This window comes from Tolypothrix sp. VBCCA 56010, from assembly GCF_050875635.1.
In the GTDB taxonomy this organism is placed as follows: domain Bacteria; phylum Cyanobacteriota; class Cyanobacteriia; order Cyanobacteriales; family Nostocaceae; genus Hassallia.
The window spans coordinates 93,991-113,728 of the sequence record NZ_JBPAOH010000006.1; the positions used below are offsets into that span (position 1 = coordinate 93,991).

General features: G+C 40.4%; 17 protein-coding genes and 1 tRNA gene. 7 read left to right on the forward strand and 11 right to left on the reverse strand.

Annotation, left to right across the window (positions count from 1 at the left end):
- Positions 1–33 precede the first annotated feature (33 nt).
- The 6 genes from AABK37_RS03705 to ruvB form a co-directional block, all read right to left on the reverse strand.
- Complete coding sequence (locus AABK37_RS03705) at positions 34–1,281, reverse strand: alpha-1,2-fucosyltransferase (RefSeq protein ID WP_432550252.1); 1,248 nt, start codon at positions 1,279–1,281, stop codon at positions 34–36.
- A gap of 42 nt (positions 1,282–1,323) precedes the next feature.
- Positions 1,324–2,628 carry a glycosyltransferase gene (locus AABK37_RS03710; RefSeq protein WP_432550253.1) on the reverse strand — a complete coding sequence of 435 codons (1,305 nt, stop codon included), beginning with the start codon at positions 2,626–2,628 and terminating at the stop codon, positions 1,324–1,326.
- 110 nt (positions 2,629–2,738) lie between these two features.
- Positions 2,739–4,010, reverse strand: coding sequence for a glycosyltransferase (locus AABK37_RS03715; RefSeq protein ID WP_432550271.1), 1,272 nt, complete (start codon positions 4,008–4,010; stop codon positions 2,739–2,741).
- Positions 4,011–4,185: 175 nt separating this feature from the next.
- The gene (locus tag AABK37_RS03720) at positions 4,186–4,992 is read right to left on the reverse strand and encodes a tetratricopeptide repeat protein (RefSeq protein ID WP_432550254.1); all 807 of its coding nucleotides are present in this window, start codon (positions 4,990–4,992) and stop codon (positions 4,186–4,188) included.
- 23 nt (positions 4,993–5,015) lie between these two features.
- The gene (locus AABK37_RS03725) at positions 5,016–5,174 is read right to left on the reverse strand and encodes a hypothetical protein (protein WP_432550255.1); all 159 of its coding nucleotides are present in this window, start codon (positions 5,172–5,174) and stop codon (positions 5,016–5,018) included.
- Positions 5,152–6,240 carry a Holliday junction branch migration DNA helicase RuvB gene (gene ruvB, locus AABK37_RS03730; protein WP_432550256.1) on the reverse strand — a complete coding sequence of 363 codons (1,089 nt, stop codon included), beginning with the start codon at positions 6,238–6,240 and terminating at the stop codon, positions 5,152–5,154. The genes AABK37_RS03725 and ruvB overlap by 23 nt, the downstream gene beginning before the upstream one ends.
- Before the next feature lie 154 nt (positions 6,241–6,394).
- Between ruvB and hisF the strand changes: the two genes are divergently transcribed.
- From hisF to AABK37_RS03745, 3 genes are all read left to right on the forward strand, one after another.
- On the forward strand, positions 6,395–7,165 hold the full coding sequence (gene hisF / locus AABK37_RS03735) for an imidazole glycerol phosphate synthase subunit HisF (protein WP_432550257.1): 771 nt from the start codon (positions 6,395–6,397) through the stop codon (positions 7,163–7,165).
- A 102-nt stretch (positions 7,166–7,267) separates the two neighbouring features.
- Positions 7,268–7,459: a hypothetical protein gene (locus AABK37_RS03740; protein WP_039742583.1), complete on the forward strand. Its 192-nt coding sequence runs from the start codon at positions 7,268–7,270 to the stop codon at positions 7,457–7,459.
- A gap of 100 nt (positions 7,460–7,559) precedes the next feature.
- Positions 7,560–7,632, forward strand: a tRNA-Ala gene (locus tag AABK37_RS03745).
- 216 nt (positions 7,633–7,848) lie between these two features.
- Here AABK37_RS03745 and AABK37_RS03750 read toward each other — a convergent pair.
- The 5 genes from AABK37_RS03750 to AABK37_RS03770 all read right to left on the reverse strand — a co-directional run bounded on the left by AABK37_RS03750 (position 7,849) and on the right by AABK37_RS03770 (position 15,136).
- A complete protein-coding gene (locus AABK37_RS03750; RefSeq protein WP_432550258.1) occupies positions 7,849–8,346 on the reverse strand; it encodes a pentapeptide repeat-containing protein in 498 nt (165 codons plus the stop codon).
- 99 nt (positions 8,347–8,445) lie between these two features.
- Positions 8,446–10,719: a DEAD/DEAH box helicase gene (locus AABK37_RS03755; RefSeq protein ID WP_432550259.1), complete on the reverse strand. Its 2,274-nt coding sequence runs from the start codon at positions 10,717–10,719 to the stop codon at positions 8,446–8,448.
- Positions 10,720–10,742: 23 nt separating this feature from the next.
- Complete coding sequence (locus tag AABK37_RS03760; protein ID WP_432550260.1) at positions 10,743–12,065, reverse strand: ATP-binding protein; 1,323 nt, start codon at positions 12,063–12,065, stop codon at positions 10,743–10,745.
- Positions 12,066–12,415: 350 nt separating this feature from the next.
- Positions 12,416–13,684 carry a tellurite resistance TerB C-terminal domain-containing protein gene (locus AABK37_RS03765; protein ID WP_432550261.1) on the reverse strand — a complete coding sequence of 423 codons (1,269 nt, stop codon included), beginning with the start codon at positions 13,682–13,684 and terminating at the stop codon, positions 12,416–12,418.
- Positions 13,685–13,801: 117 nt separating this feature from the next.
- A complete protein-coding gene (locus AABK37_RS03770; RefSeq protein ID WP_432550262.1) occupies positions 13,802–15,136 on the reverse strand; it encodes an ATP-binding protein in 1,335 nt (444 codons plus the stop codon).
- A gap of 103 nt (positions 15,137–15,239) precedes the next feature.
- Here AABK37_RS03770 and AABK37_RS03775 point away from each other — a divergent pair, with 103 nt between their 5' ends.
- The 4 genes from AABK37_RS03775 (at position 15,240) to AABK37_RS03790 (ending at position 19,543) form a co-directional block, all read left to right on the forward strand.
- Positions 15,240–15,569, forward strand: a complete 330-nt coding sequence (locus AABK37_RS03775; protein WP_432550263.1) for a TMEM14 family protein — start codon at positions 15,240–15,242, stop codon at positions 15,567–15,569.
- Positions 15,570–16,606: 1,037 nt separating this feature from the next.
- Positions 16,607–17,842: a phosphotransferase family protein gene (locus tag AABK37_RS03780; protein WP_432550264.1), complete on the forward strand. Its 1,236-nt coding sequence runs from the start codon at positions 16,607–16,609 to the stop codon at positions 17,840–17,842.
- 63 nt (positions 17,843–17,905) lie between these two features.
- Complete coding sequence (locus AABK37_RS03785) at positions 17,906–18,973, forward strand: T3SS effector HopA1 family protein (protein WP_432550265.1); 1,068 nt, start codon at positions 17,906–17,908, stop codon at positions 18,971–18,973.
- Between the two features lie 123 nt (positions 18,974–19,096).
- Positions 19,097–19,543: an acyl-CoA thioesterase gene (locus AABK37_RS03790; protein ID WP_432550266.1), complete on the forward strand. Its 447-nt coding sequence runs from the start codon at positions 19,097–19,099 to the stop codon at positions 19,541–19,543.
- The last annotated feature ends 195 nt before the right edge of the window (positions 19,544–19,738 follow it).

Below are 19,738 nucleotides of genomic sequence, written 5' to 3' on the forward strand. Positions count from 1 at the left end.
AAAACTTTCTACTTTGATTGTTTTGAAATTACTTCAATTGGCAGAATCAGGAGTTTTCCATACAGAACGCCAGCCTAATGTATACAATAAGCTTTTAACAACACCAACAATGCCATCAATTTGGTAGCCCAGGTATGCCCGACTCGCCCAAATTTTGATAAAGCTTTTAGGAATATAAATACATGCACATCTGAGCATAACCCAAAGACCTTGGGTGACAAATGTAACATACAAAGCATCACTAAAGCTCTTGAGAAACTTGGAACGTTCAGCTCCTAAATGCAAGAGCGGTTCACTGTTCCAAGGGTCAAAAACCGTGAACTTTGTGGAGAAATCTCTGTGTGGACGGACAAACATCTTTGCGTGCTCATTCAGCAGGCAAGCTGTGAAGCTGAAACTGCTGTTGCTAATACCGACCACATCACAGTTACTTAACATAAAGAAGTCGATGTAAAATTCTATGTTTAAATTTTTCATCCTTTCTGGGAGCTTCACGTTCAAGTCTTGTGATGTCACAGGGGAAAATTTATCAAAATCGTGAATAATGCTGTCAATATCGTCACTGCACAAAAACAGAACTGGATTTTCTAATTCACTCCATATGCTGTCTAGCCAGTTGCACCACCATTTTGAGGGAACTACAAGCGTGTACCTGGCAAGAGGCTCTCTAATAAAATCGCCTCGTCGAATGTGAATCCCAATTATCGTTTTGCCTTTAGAGTGCAGAAGATTTAGCCCATCCTCCAACGGTGATTTCAGATCACTCACAGGTTGAAATAGTGAGCGAAAGAATTCTTTGTGTGGTCTCAAAAATCGTGTGTGTACTTGGAAGAAACCCCACATATCAACGTTGACGAGTTCTTTATCTAGAGCTTCTAATCCCACACGAGAACTTTTTGCACCTGCCAATTTTTCAATGTAAGGGATGAATTCTGGAATCAGATCAAACATATTTTTTCCAAATTCCCAACGCTCAATCGCGGGAGGTAAATGTTTGGAGATTGGTGCATCGTCATGTCCAAAGAGAGTCTGACCAATCCAGGGGGGACACTCCACTGTTGCTCCACTCTTCTGAGCGCATATCCGCAAGAAAGCATACTGAAAAATCTGGTTGCCGAATCGTCCTAACTGACCGAGAGAGGATATTGTCAGAACTGGCTGGCTGGATTTTGCCTCGTTTACTGAGGAGGTGTTGATGTCTTCAGCGTCTTTTTTAAAAGTATCAAACACGCTGAACACCCTATTTGTCTCGCTATTGGTAGTATATTTCGATTTTTCCATTGCTTACCCTGAATTATCATGAACTACTGCCAAACACAAAATTTACCCTACAGAGCTAGATACCTCATGGCTGATTTTTTCAACGAGCGTAGTTTCCACAATATCCGCAGCTTTATCTAACCCTCCAGTGCTTTTAAGTAAGACTGACATCCGATGTGCAGCTTCAGAGTAGCTTATGTTACTCAGTAGGTAATTGATTTTTCGGCGAACCTCACCACTGTCAAAATGTTGTTTGTCCAGCTTTAAAGCAGCACCTAAGTCCACAACGCGTGCGGCAAAATAGTGCTGATCTCCAAAGAAGGGTAACGCTAGAATTGGCTTTCCCCAATACAGAGCTTCGTTAATGCTGTTCATACCACAATGACTAACAAAGGCACGAATGGTTGGATGAGAGAGAACTGCTTGTTGCGGAACAAAATCTTCAATGCGGAAAGAGGATGGTAGTGCAGGCAGAATGTGCTGTTGGTTCTTGGGTAAAGACCACAGTACCCGAAATTTATTATCGGCAAGTCCTTTTATCAATGCTTCAGCCTGCCAGGTTTCAACAGTAGCAAGAGTGCCAAAAGCAATATACACGACTCCCTCACTTTCTTTTCCTTCTTCCAACCATTTACTTAAAGAAGCGCTCAGAGGCTTAATTGTTTTTGGGAAAATTGGTCCGACTAGGTGTACAAAGGGAGGTAGTGGGCGTGGAATTTCAATGCCAAAAGCTGTCCCTACAATCATGGGATGTTGGCTAAAAGGATCGTTCAATTTTTTTTGGTTGGAACACTGGCTGCGAACCTGATTAAGCTTTCTCATAACAGGCAAAAAGTGCAACAGCAGCCAATAGGGTCTGAAGAAATTCAGACAGCGCTGCCACAGATTCATATGTACAGAATAAGATGTTCCGAAGCGAGGATATTTAGAACTAGCTGGGACAAAGTTACCCAAAAATCGAGTTTGAATTATGTAAGGCAGATTCATCTGCTGGGCTAAGTCCATCGCTGGAATAACAGCGCGATCAATGACTAGAAGATCCGGGCTATACTGCTGAAAAATAGGTTTCAGCGTTTTGTACATAGAAACATACGAATCAACAAGCCCATTTAACATGATTTTTTCACCACGCCAGATGCTGGGTTCCTGAGAACTCTTTTGCCAAATATTCTCTTTGTTGTCATCAATTCCTTCATCAGTTTTTTCCAGTCTTGGCTCCCAGGGAATAAAATGAGCGTTGGTGTTAGCGATCCATTCCCTAGCTTCTTCGGCAATAACAAAACTGACTTGGTATCCTCTGCATACTAACTCTTGAGCTAGTGCAATCATTTGATTGACATGACCAAGTAGAGGAAGTGAAACAAACATGACATGTTTTTTCATAATTCTGTCGTTTTTTGCTTATGACTAATGCCTAAGAACAATTGACAATTAGGAATTTAAGTTAACCAAGGCATAAACAACTTTTGTTGCTGCGTTTAAGCCAAGACGGGCTGTCCTGTAGATACCGCCTGTTCGACTATATCAACAGCACGACTCGCTCCCCCAGCTTGACGAATAGATTCTTGCAACCTTAGAGCATTCTGCTTGTAAGATTCTTGCGTTAATACCCGCTTTATAGCCTCTCGCAGTTTAGAAACACTCAATTTGTTGACGGGGACAACTTCACCCGCCCCAGCCCAAGCGATACGCGCTGCTATCCCCGGTTGATCGTTGGCAATGGGAATGGCAACCATTGGCACACCGTTAGTTAAGCATTCTAGAGTGGTATTCATTCCTGCATGAGTAATCACCAGGGTGGTTTTTTTCAGCAATTCCAACTGGGGTGCATATTTGACAACTAAAGGCTCACCAGGTAATTTTGGCAGTGCTTCTGGTTCAAGTGAACCTCCCAAAGACATCACCAATTGAACATCCAATCCCTCACATGCTTGGGCAATATCACGGAAAACATACTGTAGTCGATTTTGTACTGTTCCCAGTGAGGCATAAATCAAGGGTTGTCCCGTCAACTTTTCATATGGAAAAGCAACAGAGTCCCGACCAACTGGACTATGATAAGGTCCTGTAAAATGAAACCACTTGGGTAAGTGCTGTCTTGGAAATTCTAGTTCAGCAGGCTGTTGACTGATTTGAGCAAGTTGAGAGAAGCCATCACTGGAACCAGAGGGTATGGGTAAGTTCCACTCTTGGCGATACTCTGCTATCACCTGTGTGATTGGTTTGGCAATGGTTGTGAGCAACTTGTAACCGGCTTGATTGCGAAAACGCGCCCACCAAGCAGGATGATAGCGCCAGTTAGTGAAATGAGGTGGAATACTCTCTTCTCTGTTAAGAACTACAGCACTGCATACAGTAATGAAGGGAATATCGAGAAATTCTGCAACAGCTGCTCCCCCTGGTGAAACTTGGTCTATTAACACTGCTTCCACACCTGCTGCTTTGATGGCTTTTGGTGCATCTCGAAGCATAACAACCGCTGACTCCTTAAACAGACTGATGGTATACTTCATTGCTGCTATTCCGCTCAGTTTACCAAGATTTGTCAAAGATTGTGCGATCGCCCCACTCGGAAATTCAGCTTCGCCTATCGCCCAGAATTCCAATCCTGCTGCTAGTATCTTAGGTTTAGCATCAAGCGCTCCGATGAAAGTCACACGATGACCGCGCTTTTGAAGTTCGTACCCCAAGGGGAGCATTGTGTTGAGGTGACCAGTTGATGCAGGACAGATTAACCCAAAATGAGTCATAGTTACCTGAGCTTTCCCGTAATCTTTTGATAAAGTGATTAGTTCAATTATCACTACCTCATTTCTAATGGGTGTGACAGATTGTGACTTATGCAGTCTTACTTCGTCGTTATCTATCTTGAAAATCGAAACTAGCCGCCAGTAACTTTGAAAATAAGCCGATAAAAATCAGCTTCTACTGTAATTTCAAAAATTTATCTAAAGCTGATATCATACTGGGGGGCCATCTGCGGATATTTTTCACCCAATTAATATCTTTGTAGCGTCTATCAAGTCCTTCAGCTGCTACCCAGTTACTTTCGGCTTCACCTTGTTGTCCCTTTACCCAGTAAGCTGCGGTAAGCGCTGCACGCATATCAGCAAATTTCGGATATTTGCGGATGATGTTTTTCATCTCGCGGATCGCTTTATCTGTTTGACCGATTTGGTAGAGAGCGAGAGCGTAATTAGCACGAGCAAAGGCAAAATTTGGAGCGATTTCAGTTGACTTTTGATAATCAGCGATCGCCTCTTCCCATTCTCCTTTACCGGCTTTCGCATTTCCGCGATTATTATACGCCATCGCATCCTTCGGGTCAAGCTCTAACAAATGATTGTAGTCAGCTAAAGCATCATCCCATCTTCCCAAGCCTTCCAACGCTGTACCGCGATTCAAATAAGGATCGGTGGCATTTGGTGCAAGTTCTATCGCTTTGTTATAATCGGCGATCGCTTCAACCAACTTATTCTGACTTACTCTCGAATTTCCTCGGTTACTCCATATTGCCGGATTCTGAGGAAATTGCTCGATAATTTCTGTCCAGTACTTTTCAGCAGTAACAAAATCACCTTTATCAGTAGCAGCAAAAGCCTTCTTCGCTAACTCATCGCCTTTTTGTAACTGTTCTTCCGTAAATTGGGGCTGTTGAGATTCTGCCATGACTGGTTTACCCAGTCCAAACACAAGCAACAAACTTAACAAAATAGCAATTAATTTAATCATCTGCGGTTAAAATCCACAATTTATCATGACAACGGGGAGGGGAGGAGTGGGGGAGGGGGAGAGGGGGGAGACAAGGGAGACAAGGGAGATGGGGGAGACAAGGAAGACAAAAAGACAAACTCCCCCTTGTCCTCCTTGTCCTCCTTGTCCTCCTTGTCCCTACAGCAAAGACATCTGCTCATTCGGTGGTGTGAAGCCCAAATGCTTGTATGCTGCTTTTGTAGCAGTTCTACCACGGGGAGTGCGGCTTAAATAGCCAATTTGCATCAAATACGGTTCGTACACTTCTTCTATTGTTTGCGTATCTTCACCTGTTGCTGCGGCAATCGTTTCTAAACCTACAGGACCACCATTAAATTGTTCAATTATCACACTCAACATTTTCCGGTCTGTCCAATCCAAACCGCAGGGATCTACTTGGAATAGTTGCAATGCTTCGGCGGCTACGGTTTCGGTTATCTCACCAGATTTTTTTACTTCCGCATAATCACGCACTCGCCTTAGTAGCCTATTTCCAATTCTCGGTGTTCCTCGCGAACGACGGGCAATTTCTGTGGCACCATCTATAGTCATAGGGGTTTGGAGTAATTGAGCGGTGCGTTGTATAATCTGGGTCATTTCCTCGACTTCGTAAAATCGCAGTTTTTGCACCAAGCCGAAGCGATCGCGCAATGGTGAAGTTAAAGCACCGACACGAGTTGTTGCTCCCACCAATGTAAATTTAGAAAGTGGTATACTGCGAGTTTTCGCGCTGGAACCCTTCCCAACGGTAATATCTAAGCGATAATCTTCCATCGCTGGATAGAGAATTTCCTCAGTCATCCGCGAAAGGCGATGAATTTCGTCAATAAACAGAACATCGCCAGGTTTAAGATTCACTAATAGCCCAACAATATCTCTGGGACGTTCTAGCGCAGGCGCACTCGTGATTTTATAATTTACCCCCATCTCTGATGCTAAAATCATTGCCATTGTGGTTTTACCCAATCCTGGCGGACCGTATAGAAGTAAGTGATCTAACACTTCACTTCTAGATTGCGCTGCTTTAATGGCAATTTCTAGCACATCTTTTAAGTCTTTTTGCCCAATGTAATCAGCAAATCGGTGTGGACGAATGCTTTCTTCTTGCTTACCTTCATCAACAGCAGCTTCGGGTTGCAAAATGTCTGGTTTTGCAGTATGCGTCTCGTGAGATTTTGGTTGTTTGTTGGGTTCTTGAGGCTGTTTTTTAGAGGAAATAATCGCCATAATTGCTGCTATCAACTTTTACTGCACGACTTCTGAGCGCCACCCACCTGTAATATGAGTATAAATACGGGTGATAAAATACGGGTTCTGAAATCAACTCATAAGCTTTAAAATTTAATTTCCGAACAATTAAGGAAAAATTGGCAAACTTGCTATGTTATCTAAAAGAATCTTACCGTGCCTTGATGTCAAGGCGGGACGGGTTGTAAAAGGAGTTAACTTTGTCAATCTGAAGGATGCAGGCGATCCCGTAGAATTGGCAAAGGTTTACAACTCTGCTGGTGCAGATGAGTTAGTGTTTCTCGATATTACGGCGACTCATGAAGACAGAGGCATTATTCTTGATGTAGTGTATCGCACGGCTGAACAGGTGTTTATTCCTCTGACTGTGGGTGGAGGAATTCAAACCTTAGAAAATGTTAAAGCTTTGTTACGAGCGGGGGCAGACAAAGTTAGTATTAATTCTGCGGCGGTACGCGACCCAGATTTAATTAATCGGGCAAGCGATCGCTTCGGTAATCAATGCATTGTGGTTGCTATTGATGCTAGAAGCCGAAAAGACCCTGATAATCCTGGCTGGGATGTCTATGTACGAGGAGGAAGGGAAAATACGGGTAAGGATGCTCTACTTTGGGCACAAGAAGTCGAAAAACGAGGAGCAGGTGAGTTGCTGGTAACAAGTATGGATGCTGATGGTACTCAAGCCGGATATGACCTAGATTTAACAAGCGCGATCGCCCAAACCGTCCAAATTCCAGTAATTGCATCTGGTGGCGCGGGAACATGCGAACATATTTACGATGCTCTCACAAAAGGTAAAGCAGAAGCCGCACTACTGGCATCACTTTTACATTACGGACAATTAAGTGTAGCGGAAATTAAAAATTATTTGCGCGATCGCTCTCTACCAGTGAGAATAGTATAGTCATCATTTGTTTTTCTCATAACCACATCTATCTAGGGTTAGACACAGTACCTCAAAACAGTGTTAAGATTAATAAACAAGTATTAATAAATATTAAAAAAAATGTTGATTCCTATTTTAGTATTTGATGTGGCGCTGGTGGCATGGTCACTGCACCTAATGGAAAAAGCTTTTCAGCATAAAGAATTTTCTTTAATGTTGGCGGGTACATTGGTTGCTTTAGCTGCTGGGGCAATGTTAGTAGTTTATTTCCTTATGGGACACTGTATGAGCTATCTGTTGCAAGTATCTTAAGATAGTCTTTCTTGCCTTTGTGTGTTTTGTGAGGTTGACATATTTACAATAATCTTGACAAAGCCGCAATTGTTAAGATAAAATCGGAAACGCATGACAAGGGGGTATAGCTCAGTTGGTAGAGCGCTGCAATGGCATTGCAGAGGTCAGCGGTTCGAACCCGCTTACCTCCATGAACCTCACACCCTATGTCTCTGGTTTTTATTAACAGAGAGGGTAAGGAAATTCTACAAAAATCACATATATTATAGAGACGTTCCGACGGAACGTCTCTATAATATGCATCAATGATGTAAGCGATCGCTTTTACTGATGTTGTTTTTTGTTAATTAGGAATAAGTGCAAAAAACAAGATTCCCGACTTGTTGAATAAGTCAGGAATCTGACTGCTACCTACATCCTAAAGACTCGCGAGTTTTTACACCAGTCTTAGAATTTACACCACTTGCTTGAGCGCAGAGTTTTTTCACTTGAATACCATCAAGAATAGTATTGGTGAAGTCAGCACCGGTAATGTCAACGTCACTAAAAGTAGAACGCAACATCATTGCATCTGTCAAAATCGCATCACTTAAATCAGCACCTTTGAAGTCTACTAGATAAGCTATTCCTTCACTAAAATCTGCACCATGCAAATTTGCCCCTTGCAATACCGAACCATTAAAAACGCCACCGCGTAAATCAGCGTTACTAAAATTTGCTTTTTCTAGATTGACATTGGTATACTCAACCCCGATTAAACTTTGACCAGAAAAATCCTTGCCCTTGAATTCTGCATCACCAACAGAACGGGTGATACTAGAAGAACTTGCTGCTTGTGCAGACAAGGGAAACACAAACAAAACCATAGCTAAGACAAAGCTAACTAGCAGTCGCGAAAACTTCATAATGCGCTCTTAATAAATCTCAACACTTCTACAATTAACTATTAAACCTTACTGAGGAATGAAAAGTGGTGAGGCGATCGCCTGTCATAGCGTTTTAGTTTAAGGTTGATACAAATGGGCAGCGCTTGGGTTGCAAGCAAGAGGAGGAAATTGCCATTTCTTCACTTGCTGTTTAAGTTCCTCCATATCTAGATAATCGCTAATCATAGCTTTTCTTAAAATTGAGTGAGGAATAAAGCGATCGTACTTTTGAATTTCTGGCGCTTCCGCATCAGCTAATAAATCCTCAGCAGTAATTCTTTGTTCACACAACGATACAATTTCATCGTAAAGATATCTAAATTTATCTTTACCTAATTTAATCGTCAAAAAATAAGGATTAACACCACCAATACTTTTAATTTCTAAAGATTCCCGACACCAAGAATTAACCAATCTTTCTAAAGTGCGGTAAGCAACCGTACCCATCCAAGGAAAAATGCAACATTTATTATTTTCTAAAAGCAGAATATTTTGCTTATCTAAGCCAGAATTTCGCGCTACTTCTCGAACTTTCTGCAAACGTTTCAGCGCATTTTTTTGCAAATAGCTATATTCAACATCTTCTAGCAAAACCTGCCGCATTCGTTGCAAAATTCTTGTGTGGATATTTCCGCTACCACCGCGCCAAAAAATACTAGCTTTACCTTCTACTTGCTTAACCAAAATAATTTTTTTTCTAAAATCAACTTCTAAAACTTCCCAAGCTTTTCCAGCCAAAGCGAATTGATTACCGATTGGGGGAGGCATAATAATACTACCAATTTCCGTAGTTGCCTGCTTAACAACATATTCCTCATTGTCAGGAAAAACAGCATAAAATTGAAATTTACGTACTACCTTTTCCCCAGCCAAACCGAGAATTAACTTATTTTCTTCAGTTAGCTGAACATGGTTAATATCAATTAAATAGCGAAGCAACAGCCGAAAATCTTCGAGTGCGATCGCAGCAAAACTTGGTAAACTTAAAACCTGTTTAGCAAGCGCCGCAGGCGAAACTTCACCCGCAGCTGCTAAAATACTCATTGTCTGATGATAAAGCAAACTCAAAGGATATTTAACAGGCTTAATCGGCTCAATCCAACGTTCCTCCAAATAAAGTTGAATAATCCCAATACACTGTAAAAGTTGCCAAGGAATTTGTTCCTCCAAAGAAGCTGACGCCGATACTTTTTCCTCAGTACAAACAAACCGCATATCAGCAGCAGCACCTCTTCTACCACTGCGTCCCAAACGCTGTAAAAAACTAGCTACAGAAAAAGGCGATTCTAACTGAATAACCCTCTCCAAATGACCAATATCAACCCCCACCTCCAAAGTCAAAGTTGCCGCAATCACAGCCGACTTATCGACCTCACGCATCGCATTTTCAGCCGCTTGCCGCAAACTAGCAGAAATACTACCATGATGCACATGATAAATATCCGGCAATCCCTCACTCGCAGCAAATTCTCGCAAAGAAGCAATAATAGATTCAGTTTGCCTTTTATTATTAGCAAAAATCAAACACTTACGAGACTTACTAACATTAAAAACATATTCCTCATACCCACCTCCATCTCTCTCCCCTCTTCCCTTCGCGTCCTTTACGTCTTTGCGGTTCGTTTCTCCTAAAACCCCATCACCAACATAAAAATGTTCCAAAGCAAGCTTAATTTGCCTTTTCCCCCCCTCAATTTCCGGAGTAATCACCAACTTATCACTTCCAGAACCTAACCATTCTTCAGCCATCGAATAATCACCAAGAGTAGCCGACAAACCAACTCTTCGGGGTTGCGTTTGCGTCAAACTTTGCAAACGTGATAACTGACAAAGAATTTGACAACCGCGTTCAGAACCCATAAAAGCGTGAACTTCATCGATTATCACAAACCGTAAATCACCGAACAAACGCATCAAATCATTATTTCTATTAATTAATAAGCTTTCTAAAGATTCCGGCGTAATTTGCAAAATACCCTTAGGATTCTTTAAAAGCTGTTTTTTCCGACTTTGCGAAACATCCCCATGCCAGTGACAAACGGGAATATCCGCTTCTTTTAGCAAATCATTAAGACGTGCAAATTGGTCATTAATTAAAGCCTTAATCGGACCAATATATAATGCGCCGATAGTTTCCGGCGGATTTTCATATAATAAAGTTAAAATCGGCAGAAACGCAGCTTCTGTTTTGCCCGAAGCTGTGCCGGCTGCAACTAGCAAATGAGCATCAGTGTCAAAAATGACTTTGCAAGCAGCAATTTGAACTGGTCGCAATTCACTCCAGTTGTGATGATAAATATATTCTTGGATAAAAGGCGCAAGTCTGGAAAAAGTATGTAAAACTTCGCTCATATATTTATTTAATTTTCTACAGCTTACAAACTAAATTCTGCTGCATCGTCATCAACATCTGTATTTTTACCCACAGCAGTTAACTGAAAATCCGAACCATGAATCAATTTACTAAAAGAAATTTCGGGATTTTGGTACAGGATATTCAACACACTAATAAAATCCCGGACAATTTCGCCCGGAGTCAATAATGCTTCTGCACCCAAACGATTGACAATTTCGTTTATAAAGTCCTTCAAATCGCTATTTGTTAAAGCCTTATTATAACCAAAATTCAGAGCGTGAATCTCAACCAAACCTTGCAAAAGCGTTAATATTTCATCTTCAGTCAACGGATTTAGCCGCATCACCGGTCCCAAATATTCTTGAACACCAGCTTGAACAAAACGGCTTTCTTTAGTGCGTCTTCGCCAAGCTGGGTCGGCAAAAAGTCCGCGATTTGGGTCTTCTAAAAATTTTGTAGTTCCACCGATCACAATACCAAGATGTTCTGCTTTGCATTGCATGGTATCGTTAAACATTGCTAAAAGTCTGTTATAGTTCTTTTCGCGAGTAACTGTAGTGGATATTTGGTATATATGCACAACTTCATCAAGCAAAACTAAAAGTCCTTTATAGCCAATTTCCGCCACAAATTTAGCGATTAACTTAATATAGTCATACCAACTATCATCATCAATAATTACGCGCACTCCCAAAGCAGCTTTTGCTTCAGTTTTGGTGTTAAATTCGCCTCGCAACCACCGCAATGCAGCATTTTTCAAATCATCATCATCAAGCCTGTAACCGCGCCAATAAGCAACAATAACGCTACCAAAATCAAAGCCGTGAACTAAGTCCTCAATATACTGAACTACTTCTCTAATTTTCGTTTCAACTTTATCATCAAAACCTTCATCATTAGGACGTATTCCGCTATCTTTAGCTACTTCTTGTTGAATTTTATTAATCCAACCTTCTAAAATTGAGACTAAAGCACCACCATCCGGACGAGTTTTTGTCGCCAGACGGCTCATTAATTCTCGATAAGTTGCCAAACCTTCGTTGTTTGTTCCTGCAAGTCTACGTTCGGAAGATAAATCAGCATCAGCTACTACAAAATTTTGCTCCATAGCACGGTTGCGAATCATTTGTAGGATGAAGCTTTTACCGGAACCGTAGTTACCAATTATAAAGCGAAATGCGGCTACACCTTCTCCAATATCGTCGAGATTTTGTAATAGGCTTTTTAATTCTTTTTCTCGACCTACTGCTATATGTTCCAGTCCAAATCTTGGTACTACTCCCGCACTCAAAGAGTTGATTAAAGCAGTAGATATTTTTTTGGAGATTTTAAGTTTTGCCATCTACTTCACCTCATTTTATTTTTTAGCGGTTCTCAGCCGATTCAAGTACATATATTTGTTTATGTGTAGTTCATTAATTTTTTGATGTATTGCACCCAATTTTAAACCGCTATAAACTCACAGGCACGCTGCCAGTAGGTAATATGTAATTGTACGATGGCAATAAGTAAGCCGGCGCTAATATTTCAACCTATGTTAAGAAATTTTAATCTAGGGTGCGTTGCGCGACAACATACGTTGAATTTAATATGGTGCGTTGCGCTGCGCGACAACATACGTTGAATTTAATATGGTGCGTTGCGCTGCGCGACAACACACCCTACGAAGCCGACTTATTTAATAAATTAATTTTATGAGGGTTGTCTAGTCGTTAATTCATACATTGCAATCAATTTTTTGACGTTTGTTATATGCTCTTGATAAATTTCTGGAGTTTCCAAGTTTGGATTTATTATTAATTCTTCAATTGTATCATTAGCGTGTTCATTTATAGAATCAATTAACAAATTTGGCATAGTAATATTTGTTTCGGCAATGTGTTTAATAGCAGCTTTGGGATTTTCTTGCTCTACTATGGCTTTTAATACTTGTATTTCATAAGCTGGTAGCTGTTCTAATAATTTAGCCCATTCTTGGGGTAAATCAGATGTATTTTCAGATATTGTTTCTAAATCTATTAAGTCAGAAAAAGGAAATAAATCTACATCTTCTTCATGCTCGTTTTCTGGAAATAATTGCTGATTGTATGTTTCGGATTGTTGGAGTAATTCCCATACTTGATTTTGTAATAAATCGCGTTCTTGTTGCAATAATGAAATTTGCTCTTGTAAGTGATTTAATTCCTTTTTTTGTTCTGTTATTTGGGTTTGTAATAAATTTAGGCTGGCTTCTGTATTTTCTCTTTCGGATTTTTTATTTAAAATTAATTCATTGTGCTGAGTTACCTGATTTTCTAAATCTTGCAGTTCAACTCGCAATTCGTAGAGTCTTTCTTCTAGTTGAGGTTTGAGTCTGTCTAGCAAAGTTAAATTGCTTTCAGTTTCTTGCTTTTGTTGTTGGAGCTCGCTAATTTCAGTTTGTAATTTAGTTATTTCCGCTCGCGATACGTTGGAATTTAATTCTAGACGACGTTTTTCTGCTGTGAGAGCCGAAAATGAATTATTTAGCTCGGCTTTAGTTTTGTCCAGCTTAGTAAGCTCTGTTTGTAGTAAGTTTATTTCGGCTTCTAACTGCTTTTTATGTCCGATAAAACTGCTTAATTCTCGATTTAAACTATCTCTTTGGTTGCGGCGTTCTGATACTTGATTTTGCAGTTGATTTGACTCTGTATATAATAAGGCGCGATGCTCTTCAATTTGGTTGATTTCTCTGACAAGACGAGATTTCAAGCCCTCAAGCTCTTTTATTCGCTTGTAGAGAGAACCTAAAACGAGCATTTCATGATTTCTGCGGATGTTATCGACAAATAATGCTGCTGCGTAACTAGCTATTACTGTAATTGCACCTGTGAGAAAGGCTTTACTAAAATCCCAAGTTGGGACGAGGCTTAGACCAAAACTCACACTAAAGGCAACTATACCTAAAAGCAAAAATCGATTATTTCCCATTGCTGATTGCATATTGCTTGTTTTTAGTTTAGTCAATTTTTCAGAATAGGTATTTCTGGGGAAGGGGAAAGGAGAAAGGGGAAGAATAAATTTTAATGCCTCCTACTGTACGCTGTTTATGTAAGCTACTTATGTTTGGTTTTTTGAAGCCGAAAGTGCCAAATCTGCTTTCAAAAAATCAACAAACTGTCGTGCTGTTCTTCCAGATCGACCGTTGTGACGAGTTGCCCATTGCAAAGCTTGATATTCTAAATCTTCTGAGTCAATGTTAATTGCTGCTTGTGTGGCTAAATGTCGGACAATGTTTAAATAAGTTTTCTGATCGGCAGGCTCGAAGGTTAAGGTTAGACCAAAGCGATCGCTAAACGAAAGCTTCTCCTGCATCGTATCCCAAGCATGAATTTCATCATTATCTTTAGGTGCAGGTCTATCAGCAAAAAACTCGCGAATTAAGTGCCGACGATTAGAAGTAGCATACACGACTACGTTTTGCGATCGCGCAGTTAAATTCCCCTCTAATACTACTTTCAGCGCTTTAAAAGCGTCGTCATCTTCCTCAAAAGAAAGGTCATCGACAAAAATAATAAATTTATGTGGCACAGAGCGCAACTGTTCCACAATTTGTGGTAGGTGTTTCAAATCTGATTTTGCTACTTCCAGCAAGCGCAGGTGATGCTTGCTGTACTCATTCAACAAAGCTTTCACCAAAGAGGATTTCCCCGAACCGCGACTACCGTAAAGTAATACGTGCAGCGCTACCTCTCCTGCTAGCAAAAATTCTGTATTTTTTAATAAAGCGTCTCGCTGAGACTCATAACCCACTAATTCGCTTAACTTTACCGGATCGGCATATTTGATGCCAATAAATTGTCCGTCGCAATAGCGCAATGCACTATATTCTGCAAATAAACCCGTACCAAATTGCCGATAATAAGCAGCTACATCTTCTACTGCATCAGCCCAATCTTCGATGTGGTGCAGTTTCTCTATTAGCAGTGATTCGTTCGTTTCTTCCAAAAGAGTAAGTTCCTCGTCATACCACACTACTGGTGAAACAGCTAGACCTGCCACAGCTTGTACCCATTCGCTCAAAAACGCGCTACTACATTCATAAAGACTTTGCAACGCTTGTAAATCATGCTGAGTCGCTGCAATTAAAGCTGAAGGCAAATTTTCAAATTCTCGCTGCCCTGCAAGCTGAGAAAATGGATTCTCATCTCTGAGAATTTGCGTAATTAAATAGTCCTCCCAGTTTTGATTTCTAGCAGCCAAGCACTTAAAGTAGTTGCCGTAAGCTTGAAGACAACTGCGTGCATCCGCTTCGGCATATCGTATACTTTGCAACAATTCCATAAATGCTCTACTGACTTCGCCTTGGAGGACGGATTGGTAGATTAATAAAGATGCTGCTTGACGCTGGAGGAACTGAACTTTTGTCTGGAACGAATTACTTGCCGTGGACATTGCTTAATTATCCATCAGTTAACAGGTTTCGGTAGCTAAACAGCTATGGTAAATTGTCTGCCGAGGTTTGCAGCACGCATGAAAATCTACATAGGTTTTAACAATGAATTTAGGTATTATTGCTTCTCTTGGCTACGGCTTTTTAGCGATTGCCGGTGGCATCATTGGTTACATTTTTTCTACTAGCAATGTTTCGCTCCTCAGTGGCTGCATTAGTGGTGTATTATTACTTTTTGCCGCTTACCTCCAATTTCAAGGTATAATCTGGGGTTTGATTTTAGCAGCTTTAGTCACTGCTGTTTTAGTAGTTGTTTTTGCATTGCGACTGGCTAAAACACGCAAGTTTATGCCGGCGGGATTGATGCTGTTTTTCGGTGTGCTGACGTTGGCGGTGATAGTGAATCAACTTATGGCATCAATAATAAGCCAGTAGTTGATCCCTACTATTTTTTCACCTCCATGATTCTTTTTAGTTAGTATACCTTTATTAGTACATTTATATTACCGAATCAGGGTAAAGGGTAAAGAAAATGAAGGGTGCATATTTCAATAATTCTTTATTTTCCTTTTCCCAATCATAGGCGGGTGACGGCAGTTGCTCATGGGGGGAACCCCCGCTCCCCGCACTGCCTCCTCCACGCAGGTGAACCCCGCTCCCCACACTGCCTCCCCTTTCCCTGTAGCTAGATACGTAAGTACTTCAAGATTGCCGATTGTAAATTTAAATTGATTAGATTTATATTGGCTATGCTCTGCATAACACAATTAAAACTTATCACTTGATTTATGTGACGGAAATATCTTATTGTAAATGAATATAAATGGCAGCATAATATCAATCAATATTTACCATGACTCAGTTTTGTTTGCTTGTGATTCAGTTCATGAGCAAATGTTTGTTTTTTTGGGAATTAGTTAAAAACCGTAGCTCAATCGTTATTTGGGGATGATGAAAAAATATGGCTGAAAAAAATCATTTTCAAAAAAAGAGGAAAACGAAGCGATCGCATATACGCACGCAAACGGCATGAATGACCCGCCCTATCTAAGTTAGAGCGATTTTGTTGAATGATTGCGCGGCGAAAATCTGAAGATACTAATAATATTGCGAAATCATCTCAGAAACAGTTGATTTCGCACTTGCTTTTATTGCGAAGTGAAAAATTAATGCGTGAATTTTTCTTAAGCGCCCAGAAAGCCGGAAAGTGAACAACAAAAAGCTTAACCACAAAATTAAATATCAATTCAAGTAAAAATGCTTAGTTAGGTAAAGAATTTACTTTAAAGGAATAGTAAAGACAGAATTGCCATTTTGGCAGGTTTTTCTTTTGAGGATCGGATATTAGTAGATTGTAATCATCGTAATTAATATTCCCAGTGTTATTGCTGTCTAGCACGAGCTATAAAAGTTAAGCCAATCTGGATCTAAGTGATTTACGCTCTTTCATTTTACGAATTAGGAAATAATACATGGTAGTTTCACTGTCTTCTCATAACGTTATCCAGTATCTGCGTTCCTCAGGTCTGTGTAGCTCAGAAGATGGCGCATCCTCTAATTCTGAGTTACCTGAAAGTAAGAAAAACTTAAATTTACTGGTTACTCTGGCAGATAATCGCAAACTGCTAGTTAAACAAAAACGTAGCATTGACCTTTGGGATGGAAAAGAGCAATTTTTCAATGAGTGGCTGTTTGACCAATTGCTTGAGCAATTTCCAGTCATTGGTAACATCGGAGCGATCGCCTCATCAGTACTGCACTTCGATGAAGAAAACTCGATCCTGATCCGTAACTACTTAAGTGAATATCAGGAACTAGGGAATTATTATCAACAAAACGATATTTTCCCGGAAGCGATCGCCAGTACGATTGGTGACACCTTAGGAGCGCTGCATCGTGCTACCTTCAACCGTCGCGAGTATCGCGATTTTATGGCAACTGCTCCCGCAGGACAGTTTCGCTATCACTTCAACAATCCAGCACAAGGAATCGAGTCAATTGCACCTGAGATTTTTGGCATGGTTCCCACTCCTGCGCTGAAATTTTATGCTTACTACCAGGGTCACGACAATTTAGAATCAGCAATTGGAGACTTAGCAAACGATTGGCAACCTTGCTGCTTGACTCATAACGACCTGAAATTAGACAACATTTTGATCCATTCCAGGTGGGAACATTTAGATAATGCGATCGTCCGTCTGATTGACTGGGAAGCATGTGCCTGGGGTGATCCAGCCTTTGATTTAGGAACTTTACTGGCAAGCTATTTAAAAATTTGGCTAGACAGCCTGGTGGTAGATCCCACCATCGAATTAGAAGAATCTTTGCAATTAGCGGTGACACCATTAGAGACTCTTCAACCTTCAATGCTTGCCCTGACTCAAGCTTATCTCAAAGCCTTCCCCAACATTTTAGAGTACCGTAATGATTTTCTCTTGCGTGTTATTCAGTTTGCGGGTTTGGCACTGATGCATCAAATTGAGGCAGCGATTAAGTACGATAAATACTTTGATAATATCAGCATTTCAATGCTTCAATTCGCCAAAAATTTACTCACCATGCCACAGCTTGCTGTGCTAACTGTTTTCGGTATTTCTGAATCGGAAATACTCAAACCCGTTACCAAATTAGAAAAGTTGCCTCAACCAGAAAGCAAGCAGAATTTAGTTCCTCTTTATTACCCAAAAACTCGTTTGCGTGGATGTTAAATTCCTAGTGAGCGGTTTACCGCTCATCTATTTAAGCGCAAAGAGCGCTTACTACATTTTAAAATGCTATATACTCCTACCAATCAACTACTAGATTCTCTGTTTGACATTGCCAGCAATATTCAAATTGAGTCTAACTTTTGTATTATTCATCCCAATTATCAACCGTTTGCCTTGCCAAAAAAAGTAGCAGACAGATTTCAACAAAATCTGCCAGCATTGCAGCGTAAGTATCTCACTCTGCTGCTGCGAAATTTTATTTACGGAATTTATTACAATGGCTCTTTGCAAAACATTTTGGCACTAAATGCCAAACCAGCTAATTTATTACCACACCAAACTTTAGAAAACAATTATATTTTCGGTACTGATTGGGAATTTTACGAACGATTAGATGCTAGCAATCACGGTGTAGGTTATTTTGATGCTGGTTGGCAAGTTTTGCGGCAAGAACCTGATGGTACTCTGGTAGTAATTAAAGACGGTTTGACATTGCATGTTGAGTATAACTCGCCTATGCAACCAAGTATGGAGTCTGCCAAAGTTGGTAAGTTGGTTGGAATTTGGATGCCGAAAAATCGACTGCAAAATAATTATTATTTAGCAGTTAGCAATAATCCAGACGTTGATTTGGATATGGGGCGAATTTATTTTAATGTAACTCCTGATGGAGCGATCGCTCTCATGGATAGTCTCACCCGACAATTAAACGCGGCTGAGATTTTCTTTAACTTTCAAGTTCTCTACAACCCTTGTGCGTATGGACGTTACGACTCTGGGGTGCTGTATTTTCAACGCAACGACTATCCAGCTGTGCGGAAAATACTTCAAGCTGTTTATTTAGAGCATAAATCTTATTTTCAGCCAGAAATACCTTTATTTACCAAGTTTTTAGCCCCTGGCTTGAGTTTAGCTGAAGAACCAAGCCAAAAATTTGCCGCACAAGAGAATTTTGGCGTGAATCGTTGTCAAATTGTCGCTTCTTCTTTGTTGTCAGTTTGGCAAAAAGGTGATAATAGTACTGAGGAGAGAATGAAAGCGATCGCTCAACACTTTACACAACTAAATATAGATTTGCAGCGTCCCTACCTCAATCCTCACTCTGAAGATATTTATTACCCATTAAATTGAAACATTAAATTATAGTAGGGTGCGTTACACTCTGTTAACGCACCCTAAAAATTGTTCTAGTTACAGTAAAATCATTTTTGGTAGCAGGTTATAAGCCTACTATTTTTTCGCTAATTATAAAATATGCCGTTTACTTATAACCGCACCGTTCGATTTTCAGATACTGATGCTGCTGGGGTAGTTTACTTTGCCAATGTTTTGTCTATTTGTCATGAAGCTTATGAAGCATCTTTAGAAGCATCAAGTATTAATATGAAAGATTTTTTTAGTAGTACATCTGTGGCTTTTCCGATAGTTCACGCGGATGTAGATTTTTTTCGCCCGATGTTTTGCGGGGATAAGTTAATTATTAGCTTGATTCCGCAAAAAGTCGGTGTTGATAAGTTTGAAATTGCTTATGAAGTTGTAGTTGATGATGTAATGGTTGCTAAGGCAGTTACTAGGCACGTTTGTATTGAGGTAAGTAGTAGAAGTAAAAGGGAGTTATCGGGTGAGCTGATGCGATGGTTGGAAACGAACCGCAGAGACGCTGAGAGCGCAGAGAGAAGAAGGTCTAGAGAGGCTATGTGAGGGGGTTATACCAATTCTTTATGAAGCAGCGCTAAATAAAGCTTCAAGAATGAAGTCATAAGAGGTGAGAGAAGCAATCACCTCTGGTGTAATAACCCAAGTTGCGGGTTATGGGAATCCAAGTGCTATGCACCTGCTGATTCATGCGATCGCCAATCACAAATTGGCGGTTGCGAGTAGTGCAACCGCAACTTC